Origin of the sequence: Micrococcus sp. KRD128 (assembly GCF_017168395.1) — a bacterium.
GTDB classification, from domain to species: Bacteria; Actinomycetota; Actinomycetes; order Actinomycetales; family Micrococcaceae; genus Micrococcus; species Micrococcus luteus.
Map to the genome: position 1 here is coordinate 33,431 of NZ_JABFAX010000016.1, position 18,958 is coordinate 52,388.

Sequence of the window (18,958 nt, forward strand, 5' to 3'; positions counted from 1 at the left end):
CGGTCACGATGGGGCGGATCACCTCGGGGTCGCGGGGGCGGGACATCGAATCCAGTCTAGGCGTCGGTGCGCGGTCCTGCCGGGGCTCACCAGCGGCCGAGCCGGTGCTGGAGCACGGCGAGGGCGGCGGGGCCGGCCGTGGAGGCGCGCAGCACGTGCGGGCCGAGCCGCACCGGCACGGCCCCCGCGGCCACGCAGGCCTCGAGCTCGGCCGGGCCGATCCCGCCCTCGGGGCCCACGACGACGGCGATCTCGGCGGCCGCGGAGAGTCGTTCCGTCGGCACCGCGGACACCCCGCGCTCCGCGTCCTCGTGCAGCACGAGGACGAGCCGGCCGCCGTCGTCGTCCCGGACCAGCCCGGCGACCGCCGTCCCGGAGACGTGGTCCCGGACCGCGGGCACCCGGGCGCGACGCGCCTGCTTGGCGGCCGCGCGGGCCGTGTCCGCCCACTTCTGGCGGGCCTTGGCGGCCTTGGGGCCCTTCCAGCGGACGATCGAGCGCTCGGCCTCCCAGGGCACCACGGCGTCCACGCCGAGCTCGACGGCGGCCTGGACCGCCATGAGGTCCCGATCGCCCTTGGCGAGGGCCTGGACGAGCACGAGCGCCGGGGTGGGTGCCGGCTCCTCCGCCACCGCGTCCAGCCGCACGGACACCCCGTCCGGGGCGGCCGCGAGCACGGTGCCGTGGCCGAGCGTGCCCGACCCGTCGGCCAGGATCACGGCCTCCCCGGGGGCCAGGCGCATGGCCGCGGCGGCGTGGCGGGCCTCGGGGCCACCGAAGACGACCTCCACGCCGGCGCTCGCGCCGGCCAGGGCCCCCGGCTCGAGGTGGAACAGGGGGGCGGTCACAGGTTCCTCAGGTTCTCCCGCAGCCGGGCGAACATGCCCCTGGCCTGGGGTGCGCCGTGCACGACCTCCTCGCCGCGCACCTCGGCCAGGCGCTCCAGGAGCTGGCGCTGCTCGTCGTCCAGGTCGGTGGGCGTGGTGACCACCACGTCCACCTTGAGGTCACCACGGCCCTGCCCGCGCAGGCGGCCGACGCCCAGGCCGTGGAGGACCTCGACGTGACCGGACTGCACGCCCGGGTCCAGGCTGACGGACTGCTTGCCGTCCAGGGTGTCCAGCGTGACGGTGGTCCCCAGGGCCGCGGCGGCCATGGGGACGGTCACGGTGGTGGCCAGGTGGTCGCCCTCGCGGCGGAAGGTCTCGTCCGGGCGGACCGCGATCTCCACGTAGAGGTCGCCGTTCGGGCCGCCGCCCGGGCCGGCCTCGCCGCGGCCGGCGAGGTGGATGCGGGTGCCGTCGTCCACGCCCGCGGGGATGCGCAGGGTCAGCGGCGTCCGGGTGCGGACGCGGCCCTGCCCGTCGCACTCGTGGCAGGGCGTCGGGATGACGGTGCCGAACCCCTGGCAGGCGGGGCAGGCCTCGGTGGCCATGACGGTGCCCAGCAGCGACCGCACGGGGCGCTGGATCATGCCGTGGCCGTGGCAGGTCTGGCAGGTCTCCGGCTGGGTGCCGGGCTCGCAGCATGAGCCCTCGCACCGCTCGCAGCGCACGGCCGTGTCCAGCTCGATCGTCTGCTCGCCGCCGAAGACGGCGTCGCGCAGGTCGATCCGCGCGGTCACCAGGGCGTCCTGGCCGCGGCGGGCGCGGCTGGCGGGGCCGCCGCGGCCGCCCTGGCCGGCGGCGTTCATGAAGGTCTCGAAGATGTCGGCGAAGCCCCCGAAGCCGCCCGCCCCGCCGAAGCCGCCCGGGAAGCCGGCCTGGCCGTTCTCATTGCCCGTCGTGTCGTAGGCCCGGCGCCGGCCCTCGTCCGAGAGCACCTCGTAGGCGTGGGAGATGCGCTTGAACTGCTCGGCCGCCTCCGGGTCGGGGTTGACGTCCGGGTGGTGGGTGCGCGCGAGCTTGCGGTAGGCGCGGCGGATCTCCTCAGTGCTGGCGTCACGGCTGACGCCGAGCGTCTCGTAGTGGTCGGTCACGGTGGGGATTCCTCTCGGGGAGAGCGGGACGTGGGGCGATGCGGGACGGGGCCCGCCGGGACACGCGGAGGCGCGTCAGGTGGTCAGGATGCGGGAGAGATAGCGGGCGATCGCCCGGACGGCGGCCATGGTGCCCGGATAGTCCATCCGGGTCGGGCCGATGACGCCGACCTTCGCCACGGCGCCGGGGCCGTAGGCGGCCGCGACCACCGAGGTGTCCGCGAGCGATCCGGCGTTCTCGGACCCGATCCGCACGGACACCCCGTGGGCGTCCTGCTCCATCTCCGTGAGCAGGCGCAGCAGCACCACCTGCTCCTCGAGCGCCTCCAGGATCGGCCCGATGGACGCGCCGAAGTCCCCCGGGGAGCGGGCCAGGTTGGCGGTGCCGGCCAGGACGATGCGGTCCTGCCGGCCGGCCTCGAGCAGGTCGTGGACGGCCGCGGCCACGAGGGCGGCGGACTGCCGGTGCTCCGGGCGGACCCGGGTGACGACGTCGTCCACCACGGTGGCCGCCGACACCGGACCGAGCCCCAGCAGGGCGTCCAGCAGGAGGCCGCGGAGCACGGACAGCTCCGCCTCGTCGACCGGCCGGTCCAGCACGGCGTGCCGCTGGTCCACCCGTCCCGTGGACAGGATGAGGACCACGAGCACCCGCGTGGGCGTGAGGGAGACCAGTTCGAGGTGGCGGATCGTGGAGCCGTCCTCGTGGGGGAACTGCGCGACGGCGACCTGCTGGGTCAGCTGGGCCAGGAGGCGCACCGTGGACTCCATCATGTGCTCGGTGTCCGTCTCCGGGTCCAGCAGGGTCCGCACGGCCCGGCGCTCCGCCGGGGACAGCGGCTTCACCTCGGAGAGGCGGTCGACGAACACGCGGTAGCCCTTGTCCGTGGGGACGCGCCCGGCGGAGGTGTGCGGGGCCACGATGAGGCCCTCCTCCTCGAGCGCAGCCATGTCGTTGCGCACGGTCGCGGAGGACACGCCCAGGGCGTGCCGTTCCACGAGCGCCTTGGAGCCCACGGGCTCGCGCAGCGCCACGTAGTCCTCCACGATCGCCTGGAGCACCTGCAGGCGGCGGGGCTGCTCCGACATCTCGGTCCTCCTCTGGTCCGTCGGGATCCGGGGCGACCCCGGAGGTGCCCCTGACTGGCACTCCGGCGGGTCAAGTGCCAATGCTACCGTCCGACCCGGGGGACGGCCCGACCGGTCCGCACGGCTTCGCTCACGGTGATCGCCCGCCCCGTTGCTACCGTGATCTCCCATGGACTGGAGCAGCTGGGGCCCCGCGGGCCACGACGACCTGACGCGCCGCCCCACCCGGACCGTCCCCGATGTGCCCGCCGCCCCCGGCACGGTGGTCGAGGACGTGGCCTCCGGGTTCACCGGGGCCGTGATCGGCATCGAGCGCTCCGGCGGCGTGCACGTGGTGGTCCTGGAGGACCGCCGCGGCGTGCGCCGCGGCTTCCCCCTCGGCGGCGGCTTCTGGATCGACGGCGAGCCCGTGACCCTGGTCCCCCCGGCCGCCGCGGCCCCGGCGGCGCCGGCCCGCACCGCCTCCGGCTCGCGACGGGTCGAGGGGGCGCGCGCCCGCACCGCCCGCGCCTCACGCATCTGGGTGGAGGGCGTGCACGACGCCGAGCTGGTGGAGAAGGTGTGGGGCGAGGATCTGCGTCTCGAGGGCATCGTCGTGGAGCCCCTGCACGGGGTGGACGACCTCGCCGGGGCGATCCGCACGTTCGCCCCCGGCCCGCGGCGCCGGCTCGGGATCCTCGTGGACCACCTCGTCACCGGGTCCAAGGAGGAGCGCCTCGCGGCCGAGGCCATGCGCGTGCCAGGGGCCGCGGGCAACGTGCTCATCCTCGGCCACCCCTACGTGGACGTCTGGCAGGTCATCAAGCCCTCCGTCCTCGGCATCCCCGCGTGGCCCGTCGTGCCGAAGGGGCAGGACTGGAAGACGGGGATCCTGCGGGGACTGGGCTGGCCGCACGGGAGCAAGGAGGCCACGGGGCTGGGGTGGAAGCGGCTGCTCTCCCACGTCACCACGTACGCGGACCTCGAGCCGTCCCTGCTGGGCCGCGTGGAGGAGCTCATCGACTTCCTCACCGCCGCACCCGAGCACTGATCTCGGCGCGGCCACCGCCCGCCCGCGCTATGCTGGCCCATGCCCTGCGCCCGGTCCCCGGCGCGCGGGTCCCGCGATCCAGGAGGAGCCCCTCGTGAACACCCGCGCGCAGCCCGACGCCGGCCGCACCGGCCACGGCCCGCCCGCCTGGCTCGTCTCGGCCGGCGGCCGCGGCGCCCCGCTCACGGCGAAGCAGGACCGTGACCGCGCGGCGCTGGCCCACCTCAGTTTGGCGTTCGGCGTGCTCGGCCCCCTGGTCGTGTGGCTGCTCTACCGCGACCGCGGCCCGTTCACCTCGCAGGAGTCGCGGGAGGCCCTGAACTTCTCCGGGCCGCCCACGCTCATCACGCTCCTGTTCTTCTTCCTGTCCCTGCTGCCGGTGGTCGGCCCGATCTTCGCGATCCTCGGCGCGCTCACGTGGGCCGCCATGGCGGTCTACGGCGTGATGGGCGCCTCGCACGTGTCCAAGGGCCGTCCGTTCCGGTACCCGTTCAACCTGCGCATCCTGCGCTGACCCGGGGCCGGCCGGTCAGAAGCCGGCCAGAGCCCGGACGATCGCGTCGTTGCGCAGCCGCCCCTCGAGCGTCGGGACGATGCTGCCGTTGACGGCGGCACGCCCGTCCAGCAGGCCCGCGGCGATGAGTTCGGCGATCGCCCCGCGGATCCGTGCGGCCTCCCCCGGCGTCTCCGAGACGAGCTCCGCGGTCGGGAGCCCGTCCACCGTGCGCACCGCGAGCATGATGCGCTCGAGTCGCCGCGCGTCGGCGTCGGGCCGCTCGCGGCCCACGGCGGGGGTGACCCCCGTGGCCAGCCGCTGCGCGTAGGCGGCGGGGTGCTTGGCGTTCCAGAACCGGACGCCGGCGAGGTGCGAGTGCGCGCCCGGGCCGATCCCCCACCAGTCCTGGTCCTCCCAGTACGCCACGTTGTGCCGCGCGCGGTGGACCCCGGACCCCTGCGGGTCCCGCGCCCAGTTGGACACCTCGTACCAGCGGTAGCCGGCGGCGCTGAGCAGCTCCTCGGCGAGCAGGTACTTGTCCGCCTGGTCGTCGGGGTCCACGTCCGCCACCTCGCCGCGGGCCACCTGGGCCCCGAGCTTGGTGCCCTCCTCCACGATCAGCGAGTACGCGCTCACGTGGTCCGGGGCCAGGGCGACGGCGGCCTCGAGCGTGGCCCGCCAGTCGGCGAGGGACTCTCCCGCGGTCCCGTAGATCAGGTCCAGGGACACCTCCAGGCCGGCCTCCCGGGCCGCGGCGACGGCGGCGGGGACGGACTCGGGCCGATGGGTGCGCTCGAGCGTGGCGAGCACGTGCGGCACCGCGGACTGCATGCCCAGGGAGAGGCGGGTGAAGCCGCCGGCCGCGAGCTCACGGGCGTACTCCGGGGTGATGGTGTCCGGGTTGGCCTCGGTGGTGACCTCCGCGCCGGGCGCGATCCCGAACCGGTCCACCGCCGCCTGGAGGATGCGCACGAGGTCCGCGGCCGGCAGGAGCGTGGGCGTGCCGCCGCCGAAGAACACCGTGTGCAGCGGGCGGGCGGGCACGTCCGAGGACGCGAGCACGTCCGCGGCGAAGTCCAGCTCCGTGACCGCCGACTCCCAGTAGTCGCCACGACCCGCGCCGGGGCCGAGGTCGACGGCCGTGTACGTGTTGAAGTCGCAGTAGCCGCAGCGCACGGTGCAGAACGGCACGTGGACGTACAGGCTGAAGGTGCGCGCCGCGCCGTCGCCGGCGGCCGCGCGCACCCGCTGCCCGACGTCGGCCGGCAGCCGGCCGTCGTCGGGGACGGGCTCGCCGAGGGGCAGGGCGGGCACTTACTTCTTCGCCGCCTGGTCGGCGCCGGCGCCGTCCGAGGACAGGGCGGCGATGAAGGCCTCCTGCGGGACCTCGACCCGGCCGACCATCTTCATGCGCTTCTTGCCCTCCTTCTGCTTCTCGAGCAGCTTGCGCTTGCGGGAGATGTCGCCGCCGTAGCACTTGGAGAGCACGTCCTTGCGGATCGCGCGGATGTTCTCGCGGGCGATGATGCGCGAGCCGATGGCGGCCTGGATCGGCACCTCGTACTGCTGGCGCGGGATCAGCTCCTTGAGCTTGCCCGTCATCATCACGCCGTACGCATAGGCGTTGTCCTTGTGGGTGATGGAGGAGAACGCGTCCACCTGTTCGCCCTGGAGCAGGATGTCCACCTTGACGAGGTCGGCCGCCTGGTCGCCGTCGGCCTTCCAGTCCAGCGAGGCGTACCCCTTGGTGCGGGACTTGAGCTGGTCGAAGAAGTCGAACACGATCTCGGCCAGCGGGATCCAGTAGCGGATCTCCACCCGTTCCTCGGAGAGGTAGTCCATGCCCTTGAGGTTGCCGCGCTTGGCCTGGCACAGCTCCATGACGGCGCCGATGAACTCGGCCGGCACGATGATCGTGGCCGAGGCCATGGGCTCGCGCACCTCGAGGATCTTGCCCTCGGGGAACTCGGAGGGGTTGGTCACGGTGACGACCTCACGGTCCTCCCGGGTGACCTCGTAGACCACGTTGGGCGCGGTGGAGATGAGGTCGAGGTCGAACTCGCGCTCGAGGCGCTCGCGCACGATCTCCAGATGCAGCAGACCGAGGAAGCCGACGCGGAAGCCGAAGCCCAGCGCGACCGAGGTCTCGGGCTCGTAGACGAGCGCGGCGTCGTTGAGCTTGAGCTTGTCCAGGGCGTCACGCAGCACGGGATAGTCCGAGCCGTCGATGGGGTAGAGGCCTGAGAACACCATGGGCTTGGGGTCCTCGTAGCCACCCAGGGACTGCTCGGCCGGGTGGGCGTGGTTGGTGACCGTGTCGCCCACCTTGGACTGCCGCACGTCCTTCACGCCGGTGATGAGGTAGCCCACCTCGCCCGCGGCCAGGCCCTTCGTGGGCACGGGCTCCGGGGAGGAGACGCCGATCTCGAGGAGCTCGTAGGTGGTGCCCGTGGACATCATGCGGACCTTCTCCCGCGGGGAGAGCCGGCCGTCCACGACGCGCACGTACGTGACGACGCCCCGGTAGGTGTCGTACACGGAGTCGAAGATCATCGCGCGGGCCGGGGCGTCCGCGTCGCCCTCCGGGCTGGGGACGGCGCGGACCACGCGGTCCAGCAGCTCCTCGACGCCGACGCCCGTCTTGCCGGACACGCGCAGCACGTTTTCGGGCTCGCAGCCGATCAGGGAGGCCAGCTCGGCCGCGTAGCGGTCCGGATCCGCGGCGGGCAGGTCGATCTTGTTGAGCACGGGGATGATCTCCAGCTCGTGCTCCATGGCGAGGTAGAGGTTCGCCAGGGTCTGGGCCTCGATTCCCTGGGCGGCGTCCACCAGCAGGATCGCCCCCTCGCACGCGGCCAGCGAGCGGGAGACCTCGTAGGTGAAGTCCACGTGCCCGGGGGTGTCGATCATGTTCAGGGCGTGGTCCACCCCGTCCACGGACCAGGGCATGCGCACGGCCTGGGACTTGATGGTGATGCCGCGCTCACGCTCGATGTCCATGCGGTCCAGGTACTGGGCCTTCATGTCGCGGGGCTGCACGACGCCGGTGGACTGCAGCATGCGGTCCGCCAGCGTGGACTTGCCGTGGTCGATGTGGGCGATGATGCAGAAGTTGCGGATCACCGAGGGGTCGGTGGCAGCGGGCACCGGGGGGTTCGACGCCAGGGGCGACACGGGCACTTCCTCTACGGGTGACGGGGACGGGACTCTGACCGCCTAGTCTCTCATGTCCCGCCGCCGACCCGACCCGGACGCCGGGCCCGCGCGTCCACTAGATTCACGCCCATGGCCTTCGACCTGCATCGCGCCCTGTCCCTCGGCCGCCGGACGGCACGCCTGATCGGCGCCCTCCGCGGCGACGCCCGGCCGCGTCGGGCCGCCTCCGAGGAAGGTCGACGGGCCGGCGACCGGAGCGGCCCGTCGCCCTTCCCGGGCCCGCCCGGGCCTGCCGGGCCCGCGTGGGACCCCACGGAGCCCACCGACTCGTGGCCGATGCCCGGGCCCGGGCAGGAGCGCCGGCCCCGGCGACAGGACGCCGGCCGCCACGTGTCCCTGCCGGACTTCACCGGGCCCGTCCGCGTCGAGTACGCGCCCGTGCCCGGGCCGACGGCCGGGCCGGGCGAGGTCGTGTGGACCTGGGTGCCGTACGAGGAGATGGACGGCCGGGGCAAGGACCGCCCCGTGCTCCTGATCGGCCGGGACGGGGCGCACCTGCTCGGACTCATGCTGACCAGCCGGGACCGGAACAACGCGCTGGCCCGGGACGAGGACTACGTCGACGTGGGCTCGGGCGCCTGGGACCGGTCCGGCCGCGCCTCGGAGGCGAAGCTGGACCGGGTGGTCCGCGTGGATCCGGCCGCGGTGCGCCGGGAGGGCGGCGTCCTGGACCGGGCGGCGTTCGACGGGGTCACGGCCGCGCTGGCCCGCGCCCGGCGGCGGGGGCGCTGAGTCCGCCGCGCGGATCGCAGGGTCTGGGTGGTAGGATCGTCCGCATTGTGTCCGCCGGTCGACGGGCACCCCCGGAACGGGTCATCATCGGTGTTCCCCACGCCGCTCAGTCCACGGATCCGGGCACCCTCCACGACCCCCTGTTCATGCGGCGCCCGGACCCTCGTCCGCGCCGCCGACGACGAAGGACCCGATTTGGCTAACATCAAGTCCCAGAAGAAGCGCATCCTCACCAACGAGAAGGCGCGCCAGCGCAACGTCGCGGTGAAGTCCGAGCTGAAGACCGCCATCCGCGCCGTGGACAAGGCCGTCGCCGCCGGCGAGGCCGAGGCCGCCGCCGCCGCGCTGCGCACCGCCTCCCGCAAGCTGGACAAGGCCGCTTCGAAGGGCGTCATCCACAAGAACCAGGCCGCGAACCGCAAGTCCGGCATCGCCGCCCGCGTGAAGGCCCTCCTCGGCTGATCCACGCGCCCCGGCTGTGACCGCGGCCCCCGCCCCGAGCGATCGGTGCGGGGGCCGCGTCGTGTCCGGGCTGCCCCCGTCGCGTGCCGTCCGGCGGCGCCGTCAGCGGCTGACGGCGGTGGCCACGCGGATGACCGCGCGCTCGACGGCGAACTCCGGGTTGCGGGAGGCGCCCTTGGCCTCGGCGTCGGCCTGGGCGATCCACTCCACGGCCTGCGCGATGCCGGCCGCCGTCCAGTGCCGCGCCGCCTGCTGGATGTAGCGCACCTGGAACGGGGCCACCCCGAGCAGGGACGGCAGCTCGGCGGCGGGCCGGCGGGCGTCGATCATCCGCGCCACCTGCCGCGCCTTGAGGGCGAGCGCCGCGGTGATCATCACCGGGTGGACGCCGGTGGCCATCGCGTGCCGCACGAGGGAGACGGCCCTCGCCGCCTGCCCCTCGAGCGCCGCGTCGGCCACCGCGAAGCTCGTGGCCTCCACGCGGCCGCTGTAGTACGTGTCCACGGTCTCGACGGTGACGACGCCCTCGGTGTCGTCGACGAGCTGGGCGCACGCGGCCGCGAGCTCCGTGAGCGAGGCGCCGGTGGCGCGGATGAGCGCGCGGGCCGCCTCCTCGTCGATGCGCCGACGCCGGTCGCGGAACTCGGCCTGCACGAAGGCCAGCCGCTCCTCGTCCTTCTTCAGCGGCACGCACTCGACCACCGTGCCGGCCTGGGCGACGGCGTCCAGCAGCTTCTTGCCGCGGGTGCCGCCGGTGTGGCGCAGCACGAGCGTGACGTCCTCCGCGCCCGGGCCCTGCTGGACGAGACGCAGGGCGTCCTCGAGGAACGCGTCGTTCATGGCCTCGAGGCCCTCGACCGTGATGAGGGTGGGCTCGGCGAAGAGGGACGGGCTGGCCGCGGTGGCCAGCTGGCCGGGCTGGTACTCCCCCGCGCGGAGCCGGTGGATCTCCAGCTGGCCGTGTCGCTCGCGCAGAGCCTGGGTCACGCGGTCCGTCACCCAGCGGGCGGCATGGTCCTCGGGTCCCTTGAGGAGCATGAGCGGGGCGGGCTCGGCTCGCCGCCAGGCCAGCGGGTCGGTGCGGCCGGCTCGGCCGGAACGGGGGCTGCGGGCGGCGGACATGCGTCCCATCCTAGGGTCCGGTGCGGACGCTCGAGGGCGGGCGGACGGTGTGGGCCGTGATCTCGGGCGCGCCGTCGGGGTCGGGGCCGTCCGCGGCCGTGAGGGCCAGCGTGCCGTGCAGGTCCGTGCGGGCCACCGGCCCGAGGCGGCCGAGCGCGTCCACCGTGGCCCGGTGGGGGTGTCCGTACGGGTTGTCGGCGCCCACGGAGACCACGTGCAGGCGGGCGCCGACGGCGCGCGGCACGGCCGTTCCACCGTTGCGCGCGCCGTGGTGGGCGACCTTGAGCACGTCCACGCGCGGCGGTGCGGCGGCATCGGACCGGCGCCCCGCGACCCATGCCGCGGAGGCGTCCTCCTCCATGTCGCCGGTGATCAGCGTCGTGACCGGACCGGCCTCGCTCTCGACGGTGACCAGCACCTGGGCGGAGGCGTCGTTCTCCTCGGGGGCCCGCGCGTCGGCGAGCAGCACGTGCCACCGCACCGGACCGGCCGTGCCCATCGCGCCGGTGCGGAGCCGTGCCGCGTCGGCGGGCGGGTCGACGCCCTCCGCCTCCCCGCCGCGGTCTCCCCTGCCCTGGGCCGGTGCATCCCGGGTCGCGTAGTGCACCGCCCCGGGGGCGGCGCGGTCCACCACGCCGGCCAGCCCCCCGGCGTGGTCGGCGTGCAGGTGGGTGAGCAGCACGGCGTCCACCCGGTCGACCTCGAGGTCGTCGAGGCAGCGACGAGCGAGCCCCGGCTCGGGCCCGACGTCGACGACGACCCCCGCGCGCGGGCCGGACCGGAACACGGCCATGTCCCCCTGGCCGACGTCGCAGAACGCCACGGCCCAGTCCGGCGGGGCCGCGCCCGAGGCCCGCGGCACGAGGACCGCCCCGACCGCCCCCGTGGTGGCCGCGGCCAGCGCGGCGGCGAGCACGACCAGGGCGGGGAGGCGCTCGCGGGTCCGCGGCGCGCTGCGGCCGACACGCCGCACCGGGGCGGCCCGGCGTCGTTCGAGCAGGAGCACGGCGGCGAATCCGAGGAGCGTCGCGGCCACCAGCAGGACGCCCAGCCCGGCGCCGAGGGCCCCGGCCGGCCACGGACGCAGCGCCCCGGGCAGCGAGGCGCTGGTGTGGGCGACCCACCCGATCCAGGCCGCGGGCCACTGGATCACGGCCACGAGGGCGGCGGCGATCCCCGGCGCGGGCAGGGCGAGGGCCGCGGCGAGGGTGCCCAGGACGGTCACGGGCGGCACGGCCGGGGCGGCCAGCAGATTGGCCGGCACCGCGTAGGCCGACACCTCGCCCGTCATGGCCAGGATGATCGGCTGGCAGGCCAGGTGGGCGGCCACGGTCACCGCGAGCGACGCCGAGAGCCACCGCGCCACGACGTCGGGCAGCACCCGGCCGAGCCCGGCGTGCAGCGCACGGTCGAGGGGCGCGCCGCCCAGGACGATGCCCGCGGTCGCCGCCAGGGAGAGGTGGAAGGCCGGTTCCACGGCGAGGGCCGGCACCGCGACGAGCAGGGCCGTGCCGCCCACCGTCAGGAGTCCGAACGCCTCCCTCGCGCGGCCGAAGAACACCGCGAGGGCGCCGAGAGCGCCCATCACGGCCGCCCGGAGCACGGACGGCTCCGGCCCCACCACGACCACGAACACCCCGAGGACCGCCAGCCCGGCGCTGAGGACCACCGCCCGGTGCACCCGCGCGCAGCGCAGGGTGATCGCGACCGCGCCGAGGATCATGGCCACGTTGGCCCCGGACACGGCAGACAGGTGCGACAGGCCCGAGGCCTTCATGGCGTCGTCGAGGGCGGCCCCCTGGGCGGAGCGGTCGCCCAGCACCAGCCCCGGGATGAGTTCCGGCGCAGCGCCGACCGTGCCCTCCGCGGACTGACGGAACGCGGCGCGCAGCGCCTCCCGCCGCGGGGGGCCCGGGTCACCGCCGGTGGCCCCGCCTGCCGTCTGCGTCCCGCTGGGGCAGGGTCCCGGCTGCGGGGCGGACGCGGCGGCCAGGAACACGGTGGAACCGGACCTCGACGGCCGGGCCACGACGCACACCCGCGATCCCGGCCCGCCGTCGGGGGCCGTCGTCCCGTCCGACGGCGCGGCGATCGTCTCGGGCGGTGGGCCCGCGCCCGTGAGCCGAGCGGTCACGGGCGCCTCGGTGGCCCGCGGCGGGTTTCCGAACGTCTCGACCCGCACGGGCACGCTCCAGCGCGGGCCGAAGGCCGCCTCGCTCCGGGTGGCGGGCCCGTCCAGGGTCAGCTCGAGCCGCAGCGGTGAGCCGGCGTGCACCGCGCCGGTCCAGCCGCTGCCCTCGGCCGCGGCGGCTGGCCCGGCCGAGTGCTGCAGCATCAGGGCCGCGGCCACGCCGGCCAGCGCCGTCGCGGTGGCCACGCCCCGTATCCGACCGGTCGAGCGGGCGGCGCCCAGGACGGCGGCCGCGGCGACGGCCAACCCGGTGAGGGCCGCCGCCGAGCGGGCCGGGGCGTCCCAGCCGACGCCGAGGATCCCGAGGGTCAGGCAGGCGAGCAGGGCGGGCACCCACCGGGCGTCGAGCGGGCCGGGCACCTCGCGGCGGCGGGCGCGGCGGTCCACGGGATCGCTGGACGGACCCGGGGCCGGGCTCACCACGAGACGTGGTCACGCAGCCGGTCGAGCGTGGCCGGGCCGATGCCGGGCACCGCGTCCAGGTCCTGCAGGCCGGTGAACGGGCCGACCGTCTCGCGGTGGCCGATGATCTTCTCCGCCGTGGCGGGGCCGACGCCGGGCAGGGTCTGCAGCTCCGTGGCGTCGGCGGTGTTCAGGTCCACGGTGTCGCCGGACTCGGCGCCGCCCGGCTCGCCTGTGGCACCGGCCCTGCCCGTGGTCGGCGTGGGCTGCGCCTGCGCGGCCCCGGCCACCCGGTCCAGGGCGTCCTGCGGTGTGTGGGCGGAGGGGACGAGGACCTGTTGGCCGTCGTCCAACGGGGCCGCGAGGTTGATGCGCTCCGCCCGGGCGTGCCGGGTCGGGCCGCCGGCGGCGCGCACGGCGTCGGCCACCCGGGAGCCCGGCGCGAGGCTGACCACACCCGGCCGGGCGACCTCGCCCACCACGTGCACCCGCAGCGGGGTGGGCCCGGCGGACCCGGACGTCTCCCCCGACGGCCCCGCCTCCGGCGTCCGCGCGTCGGTGCCCGCCGCCGACGGGGCGGCGGAGGGCGCGTCGGTCTGCGGGATGCCCGCACCGGCCGCGGCCGCCGGGATCGCCGCGGGCGGCGCCGGGGTGGTCAGCCAGGCCACCGCCCACCAGGCCGTGGCGGCGACGAGCAGCACGGTGACGGCCAGCAGGGCCGGCCGCCACCGCAGCACCGGGCCCCGGGGCGGGGTGCGCTCCCACCGGGACGCGGCGTGCGGGCTGGCCGTGTCGACGTCGGGGACGGCCGCGGGCGCGGGGTCCGGGGCGAAGGCGGGCGGATCGTCGCAGAGGCGGTGGCTGGGGCTCATGCGGGCAGTCTGCGTCCCCGTCGCCGAGTCGGGCGCGTCCCGCACCCGGCCTGGGGATCACCACCGCGGTCCGGGGCGGTGTGCAGGAACGGACGCGCCCGTCTCCTCGGCGCTCCCGCACGGGCGGCCTCAGTCCCCCGAGCCCCCCGTGGGCGATTCCAGCGGGCAGATCACCACACCCAGGGCGCCCAGGCCCAGGTGCGCGGCGAGCACGGCGGGCAGCTCGACGACGGGCACGGGGGTGGTGGAGACCGGCTGGAGCCGCTCCGCGAGCTGCACGGCCGTCTCGGGGTCGCCGTACTCGTGCACGGCGATCCGCACCGGGTCCCCGCCGGCCCGCTCGGTCGCGAGCTCCACGAGCCGGTCGACGGCCCGGGCCGCGGACCGCGGGCGGTCGACCAGGCCGATCGCGCCGTCGTCGACGGCCATGACGGGGCGCACCTGCAGCAGCGTGCCCAGCAGCGAGGCCAGCCCGCTGATCCGCCCGCCCCGGCGCAGCTGCTCGAGGCTGGGCACCGTGAACAGCACATGGCTGGAGTCCACGGTGGCCTCGAGCCGCTCGCGGATGCGGGCCACGGGCATGCCCACCCCCGCGTCCACGGCGGCGTCCACCACGGCCATGCCCAGCGCGAAGCCCACGGTGCGCGAGTCCACCACGGTCACCGGGCGCTCGGCGTCCGCGGCGGCCAGGCGCGCGGCCTCCACGGTGCCGGAGAGCTCGCCGGACAGGTGGACGGAGAGGATGCGTGCGTAGCCGGCGCGGGCCAGCTCGGCGTAGGCCGTCCGGAACGCGCCCGGCGAGGGCCGTGAGGTGCGCACCGGGGTGCCGGCGGCCAGGGCCAGCGGCAGCTCCAGCGCGAGCTCGTCCGTGCCCTCCGTGTGGATCTGCTCGCCCACCATGACGGGCAGCGCCACCTGGCGGATCCCCGCGGCCAGACCGTGTCCGAGGACGGCGCCGGGCAGGGCCGCGGCCGAGTCCGTGACGACGGCCGTGCGGTCCCGGCGGGGCGGGCGCAGCCCGTAGCGTGCCCGCCCGGCCAGCTGGGAGCGGCGGGAGCGCAGGCGGACGAGCGCGTCGTCGCGCCACTGCTCGATGCTCGCCACGGCCTGCCTCCTCTCCCCCGGCCTGGTCGGGGCCGGTCTCACGCGGTCAGCGGATCACCAGGTTCACGAGCTTGGGCTCGCGCACGATCACCTTGACGATCTCGGCGTCCCCGATGAAGTTCCGCACCTTCTGCGACGCGCGGGCGCGCGCCTCGAGGTCCTCGGCGGTGATGTCCGCGGGCACCTCGAGGGTGTCGCGGACCTTGCCCTTGACCTGGACGACGGCCGTGACGGTGTCCTCGACCAGCAGCGCCTCGTCCACCGCGGGCCAGCCGGCGCGGACCACGGAGGGCTCGTGGCCCAGGAGGACCCACATGTCCTCGGCCGTGTACGGCGCCACGAGGGAGAGCAGCACGGCCACGGCCTCGGCGGCCTCGCGGACGGCGGGGTCGGCCGCGCCGGCGCCGGCGTCGATCTCCTTGCGGGCCGCGTTGACCAGCTCCATCGTCTTGGCGACGACCACGTTGAACTTGCCGTCGTCCAGCAGCTGCTGGGCCTCGTGCACGGTCCGGTGCGTCACCCGGCGCAGGGCCACGGCCCCGCCCGCCGGGTCCGTGCCGGCCGGGGTGCCCGTCGCGCGGACGTCGCGGGCCAGGCGCCACGCGCGGGCCAGGAACTTGCCGGCCGCCCCCGGGGCGACGTCGGCCCAGTCCACGTCGTCCTCGGGCGGCGAGGCGAACACCATGGTCAGGCGCACGGCGTCGACGCCGAACTGGTCCAGCTGGTCGCCCAGGTCCACGCCGTTGCCCAGCGACTTGGACATGGCCTTGCCGTCGTTGAGCACCTGGCCCTGGTTGAGCAGGGCGCGGAACGGCTCGGTGAAGGGCACCAGGCCGAGGTCGTGCAGGGCCTTGGTGAAGAAGCGGGCGTACAGCAGGTGCAGGATCGCGTGCTCCACGCCGCCCACGTACTGGTCCACGGGCAGCCAGCGGCGCAGGGCCTCGGGGTCGAAGACGCGGGCGTCGTCGTCCGGGGACGCGTAGCGGAGCATGTACCAGGACGAGTCCACGAACGTGTCCATGGTGTCGGTGTCCCGTCGCGCGGGGCCGCCGCACTGCGGGCAGTCCACCTCGACCCACGACGTCGCCGCGGCCAGGGGCGACTGGCCCTTGGGGGCGAGCTGCTCGCCCTTGAGGTCGGTCGGCAGGGTGACCGGCAGCTGGTCCTCCGGCACGAGGACCTCGCCGCAGTCCGGGCAGTGGACCACGGGGATCGGGGTGCCCCAGAAGCGCTGACGGGAGAGCAGCCAGTCGCGCAGGCGGTACGTGGTGGTGCCTCGGCCGGTGCCGCGCTCCTGCACGATCTCGATGGCCCGCGCGATGGCGGCGGTCTTGTCCAGGCCGTCGAGCTCCCCGGAGTTCACCAGGATGCCCTCACCGGTCGTCGCGACGCCGGAGACGGCCGGGTCCTCCTCGCCGGTGTCCAGCACGGTGCGCACGGGCAGGCCCATGGCGCGGGCGAAGTCGAGGTCCCGCTGGTCGTGGGCCGGCACGGCCATGATGGCGCCCGTGCCGTAGTCGGCCAGCACGTAGTCCGAGGCCCAGATCGGCAGGCGCTCACCGGTCAGCGGGTTCAGGGCGTGGCGGCCCAGGAACACGCCGCTCTTCGGGCGGTCCGTGGCCTGGCGGTCGATGTCCGAGACCTTCTTCAGGTCCTCGCGGTACGCCTCGAGTTCGGCCCGCACGTCGTCGCCGGCGAGCTCGGCGGCCAGCGGGGCGTCGGCGGCGACCACCATGAAGGTCGCGCCGTACAGCGTGTCCGGCCGGGTGGTGAAGACCGTGACGACGGGGCCGTCCTCGACCTGGAAGTCGACGTGGGCGCCCTCGGAGCGGCCGATCCAGTTGCGCTGCATGGCGAGCACGCGCTCGGGCCAGTGGCCGGTGAGCTGGTCCATGTCGTCCAGCAGCGCGTCCGCGTACTCGGTGATGCGGAAGTACCACTGGTTCAGGGTCCGCTTGGTGACCTCGGTGCCGCAGCGCTCGCAGCGGCCGTCCACGACCTGCTCGTTGGCGAGCACCGTCTGGTCCTGGGGGCACCAGTTGACCGGGGAGTCCTTCCGGTACGCCAGGCCCCTGCGGTACAGCTGCTGGAACAGCCACTGGGTCCACCGGTAGTACTCGGGGTCCGAGGTGTGCAGCTCACGGGACCAGTCCACGGCGATGCCGTACCGCTGGAAGGAGCGCTTCTGCGTCTCGATGTTCGCGTAGGTCCACTCGGCCGGGTGGGCGTCGCGCTTGATGGCGGCGTTCTCGGCCGGCAGGCCGAAGGAGTCCCAGCCGATGGGATGCAGCACGTCGAAGCCGCGCTGCATCCAGTGGCGCGCGACGACGTCGCCCATCGCGAACGCCTCGGCGTGCCCCATGTGCAGGTCGCCCGACGGGTACGGGAACATGTCGACCACGGTGCGGGTCTCGGAGCCGTCCTCGCGCGGGGCGAACGTCCCGGCCTGCTCCCAGTACCCGGCCCAGCGGGCCTCCACGTCACGGAACGAGTACTCCGCGTCGGCGGGGATGCTGGGGGTGGCCGGCACGGCGCTGTCGGGGGTCTGGCTCACGGCGGTTCGAGTCCTCACGCAGTCGGGATGGGGCGCCGGCCCTCGGGCGGCGCGGACGGGGCCGGCGGCACGGCCGGCCACCCCATCCTACGGCGACGGCGCCCCGGCCCGGCCGCAGGGCCGCTCCGAGACGCCGTGCCCGGCCGGGCAGGCGCGTTCAGGCGGAGTGGCTGCCGCCTGCCGGACGCTCGGGCCCGGCGTCGGGACCGGGGCGCGCCCCTTCGGAGGTGAGCGCGTCGTCCTCCTCGAGCACCTGGGCGACCTCGTCCTCGAGGGCCTCCGTCACCGCGTCCGGGGCCGCCACGGAGTCCCCGACCGCTTCCTGCAGCTGCACGGCGTGCTGGGCCGTGAAGGTCTTCTCCGGATGCTCACGCAGGCGGAGCAGCGCGAGCAGGCGCAGACGCAGCCCCGACTCGGCGGAGATCTGCCGGCGGTGGGTGAGCCACCAGACGAGGAGCACGAGCGCGAGCACGATCCCCAGGTGGCCCAGCGCCGGGTAGACGACGTTCATCAGGTCGCCGAAGCCGACGAAGCTCACCGCGAAGGCCAGCAGCGTGACGCCGGCGAACACGGGCCGGTAGCGGCCCGGGCGGTCGGCCGTGAGGCGGCGTCCCAGCGCGTAGAACATGCCGATCGCGGTGTTGAAGATCATCAGGTAGATCACCACGACCATCGCCCAGCCCAGCCAGGGCGCGATCGAGGCGAACAGCCGCAGCATGGGGACGTCGGCGCGGCCGATCTCGGCGTAGCCGAGGTAGAGCAGCGTGGAGGCCATCAGGAGCAGGGCGGTGTACATCAGGCCACCGGTGAGGCCGCCGAGGAACGCCTCCCGGGGGTGGGTGATGGACCCGCCGATCACGAGGCACATGGACACGGCCATCACGACGACGAGGCCGAAGTAGTTGACCGAGGACAGCCACCACGGGTCCACCGGCGTGGTGGCCTGGACGGCGAGGGACTCGTGGGCGGTGAAGCCGCCGTCGCGGGTGACCAGGACGTGGACGAACCCGGCCACGACCGCGACGACCACCAGGGGCGTGATCAGGGAGATGATCGCGGAGACCTTCTCCACGTCCAGCATGCCCGTCACGAGCACGAGCAGGGTCATCAGGGTGGAGCCCGCCCACGTCGGCCAGCCGAACTGCTGGGCGAGCGTCGAGCCCGCCCCGGCGAGCATGACGACGCCGATCGCGAAAAGCGTCACCGTCACCACGACGTCCAGGATCCGGGCCATCACGGGGTGCGAGACGCTGCGGAAGACGACCTTGTGGTCGGCCGCGAGGAACACGCTGCCCAGCTGGAGGATGACGGCGCCGCCGGCGGTGACGAGCAGGCCGGCCAGTCCCGCGCCCACGATGCCGATCCAGCCGAAGCCCACGAAGTACTGGATGACTTCGGCGCCGGTGGCGAAGCCGGCGCCGACGAGCAGGCCGACGAAGGCGAGGGCGATCTTCAGGGATCTGAGGGCGACGGGGTGCTGCACGCATGGGCCTTTCGTGGGGGACGGGGTGCGCCCGTGCGGGCCCCGGGACCGGGGACGGGCCGGAGTACGGTAGGCACGCGCGCGCCATCGTGGCCAGGACCAGGCGTCGCCGGGTTCCGGGCAGCGTGGCCTCAGGCCCACCCCAGGGCCGCCCTCCCGCCGGTACGCCCGCGGCCGTGATCAGGCCGAGCATCTCGGCGGACCCCGTCCCCGCGCCCAGGTCCATC

The 18,958-nt window shown here is 75.1% G+C and carries 15 protein-coding genes; 4 read left to right on the top strand and 11 right to left on the bottom strand.

Annotated elements, in window-relative coordinates:
* Window positions 1-86 precede the first annotated feature (86 nt).
* From J1M44_RS08375 to hrcA, 3 genes are all read right to left on the bottom strand, one after another.
* A complete protein-coding gene (locus J1M44_RS08375) occupies window positions 87-848 on the bottom strand; it encodes a 16S rRNA (uracil(1498)-N(3))-methyltransferase (protein ID WP_144823985.1) in 762 nt (253 codons plus the stop codon).
* The gene (gene dnaJ, locus J1M44_RS08380; protein ID WP_144823983.1) at window positions 845-1,978 is read right to left on the bottom strand and encodes a molecular chaperone DnaJ; all 1,134 of its coding nucleotides are present in this window, start codon (window positions 1,976-1,978) and stop codon (window positions 845-847) included. The genes J1M44_RS08375 and dnaJ overlap by 4 nt, the downstream gene beginning before the upstream one ends.
* A gap of 75 nt (window positions 1,979-2,053) precedes the next feature.
* On the bottom strand, window positions 2,054-3,067 hold the full coding sequence (gene hrcA, locus J1M44_RS08385) for a heat-inducible transcriptional repressor HrcA (protein WP_144823981.1): 1,014 nt from the start codon (window positions 3,065-3,067) through the stop codon (window positions 2,054-2,056).
* Between the two features lie 169 nt (window positions 3,068-3,236).
* Between hrcA and J1M44_RS08390 the strand changes: the two genes are divergently transcribed.
* Window positions 3,237-4,097: a DUF3097 family protein gene (locus J1M44_RS08390; RefSeq protein WP_126859983.1), complete on the top strand. Its 861-nt coding sequence runs from the start codon at window positions 3,237-3,239 to the stop codon at window positions 4,095-4,097.
* A 94-nt stretch (window positions 4,098-4,191) separates the two neighbouring features.
* Complete coding sequence (locus J1M44_RS08395) at window positions 4,192-4,611, top strand: DUF4870 domain-containing protein (RefSeq protein ID WP_002854682.1); 420 nt, start codon at window positions 4,192-4,194, stop codon at window positions 4,609-4,611.
* 15 nt (window positions 4,612-4,626) lie between these two features.
* Here J1M44_RS08395 and hemW read toward each other — a convergent pair whose 3' ends face one another.
* Together hemW and lepA are read right to left on the bottom strand one after the other, a co-directional pair.
* Entirely contained in the window at window positions 4,627-5,907 is a 1,281-nt protein-coding gene (hemW, locus tag J1M44_RS08400) for a radical SAM family heme chaperone HemW (RefSeq protein ID WP_002854684.1), read from the bottom strand.
* Window positions 5,908-7,767: a translation elongation factor 4 gene (gene lepA, locus J1M44_RS08405; protein WP_144823979.1), complete on the bottom strand. Its 1,860-nt coding sequence runs from the start codon at window positions 7,765-7,767 to the stop codon at window positions 5,908-5,910.
* A 111-nt stretch (window positions 7,768-7,878) separates the two neighbouring features.
* Here lepA and J1M44_RS08410 point away from each other — a divergent pair, with 111 nt between their 5' ends.
* Window positions 7,879-8,541, top strand: coding sequence for a type II toxin-antitoxin system PemK/MazF family toxin (locus J1M44_RS08410; protein WP_144823978.1), 663 nt, complete (start codon window positions 7,879-7,881; stop codon window positions 8,539-8,541).
* 195 nt (window positions 8,542-8,736) lie between these two features.
* Window positions 8,737-9,003 carry a 30S ribosomal protein S20 gene (gene rpsT, locus J1M44_RS08415; protein WP_002854699.1) on the top strand — a complete coding sequence of 89 codons (267 nt, stop codon included), beginning with the start codon at window positions 8,737-8,739 and terminating at the stop codon, window positions 9,001-9,003.
* Between the two features lie 102 nt (window positions 9,004-9,105).
* On the opposite strand, the gene holA is transcribed toward rpsT, so the two are convergent.
* The 6 genes from holA to J1M44_RS08445 form a co-directional block, all read right to left on the bottom strand.
* Entirely contained in the window at window positions 9,106-10,125 is a 1,020-nt protein-coding gene (holA, locus tag J1M44_RS08420) for a DNA polymerase III subunit delta (protein WP_002854701.1), read from the bottom strand.
* A 10-nt stretch (window positions 10,126-10,135) separates the two neighbouring features.
* On the bottom strand, window positions 10,136-12,703 hold the full coding sequence (locus J1M44_RS08425) for a ComEC/Rec2 family competence protein (protein WP_248072857.1): 2,568 nt from the start codon (window positions 12,701-12,703) through the stop codon (window positions 10,136-10,138).
* A gap of 29 nt (window positions 12,704-12,732) precedes the next feature.
* Window positions 12,733-13,590, bottom strand: a complete 858-nt coding sequence (locus tag J1M44_RS08430) for a ComEA family DNA-binding protein (RefSeq protein WP_144823975.1) — start codon at window positions 13,588-13,590, stop codon at window positions 12,733-12,735.
* A gap of 129 nt (window positions 13,591-13,719) precedes the next feature.
* Window positions 13,720-14,694: a DegV family protein gene (locus J1M44_RS08435; protein ID WP_144823974.1), complete on the bottom strand. Its 975-nt coding sequence runs from the start codon at window positions 14,692-14,694 to the stop codon at window positions 13,720-13,722.
* A gap of 46 nt (window positions 14,695-14,740) precedes the next feature.
* The gene (leuS, locus tag J1M44_RS08440; protein WP_041103717.1) at window positions 14,741-17,248 is read right to left on the bottom strand and encodes a leucine--tRNA ligase; all 2,508 of its coding nucleotides are present in this window, start codon (window positions 17,246-17,248) and stop codon (window positions 14,741-14,743) included.
* Between the two features lie 157 nt (window positions 17,249-17,405).
* Window positions 17,406-18,731 (bottom strand): YkvI family membrane protein, encoded by a 1,326-nt coding sequence (locus J1M44_RS08445; RefSeq protein WP_144823972.1) that lies wholly within the window; start codon window positions 18,729-18,731, stop codon window positions 17,406-17,408.
* Between the last annotated feature and the right edge of the window lie 227 nt (window positions 18,732-18,958).

Coding starts and splice junctions, on each gene's coding strand:
- J1M44_RS08410 (WP_144823978.1), top strand. CDS start 7,879: ATGGCCTTCGACCTGCATCGCGCCCTGTCCCTCGGCCGCCGGACGGCA.
- J1M44_RS08430 (WP_144823975.1), bottom strand. CDS start 13,590: ATGAGCCCCAGCCACCGCCTCTGCGACGATCCGCCCGCCTTCGCCCCG.
- holA (WP_002854701.1), bottom strand. CDS start 10,125: ATGTCCGCCGCCCGCAGCCCCCGTTCCGGCCGAGCCGGCCGCACCGAC.
- J1M44_RS08390 (WP_126859983.1), top strand. CDS start 3,237: ATGGACTGGAGCAGCTGGGGCCCCGCGGGCCACGACGACCTGACGCGC.
- hrcA (WP_144823981.1), bottom strand. CDS start 3,067: ATGTCGGAGCAGCCCCGCCGCCTGCAGGTGCTCCAGGCGATCGTGGAG.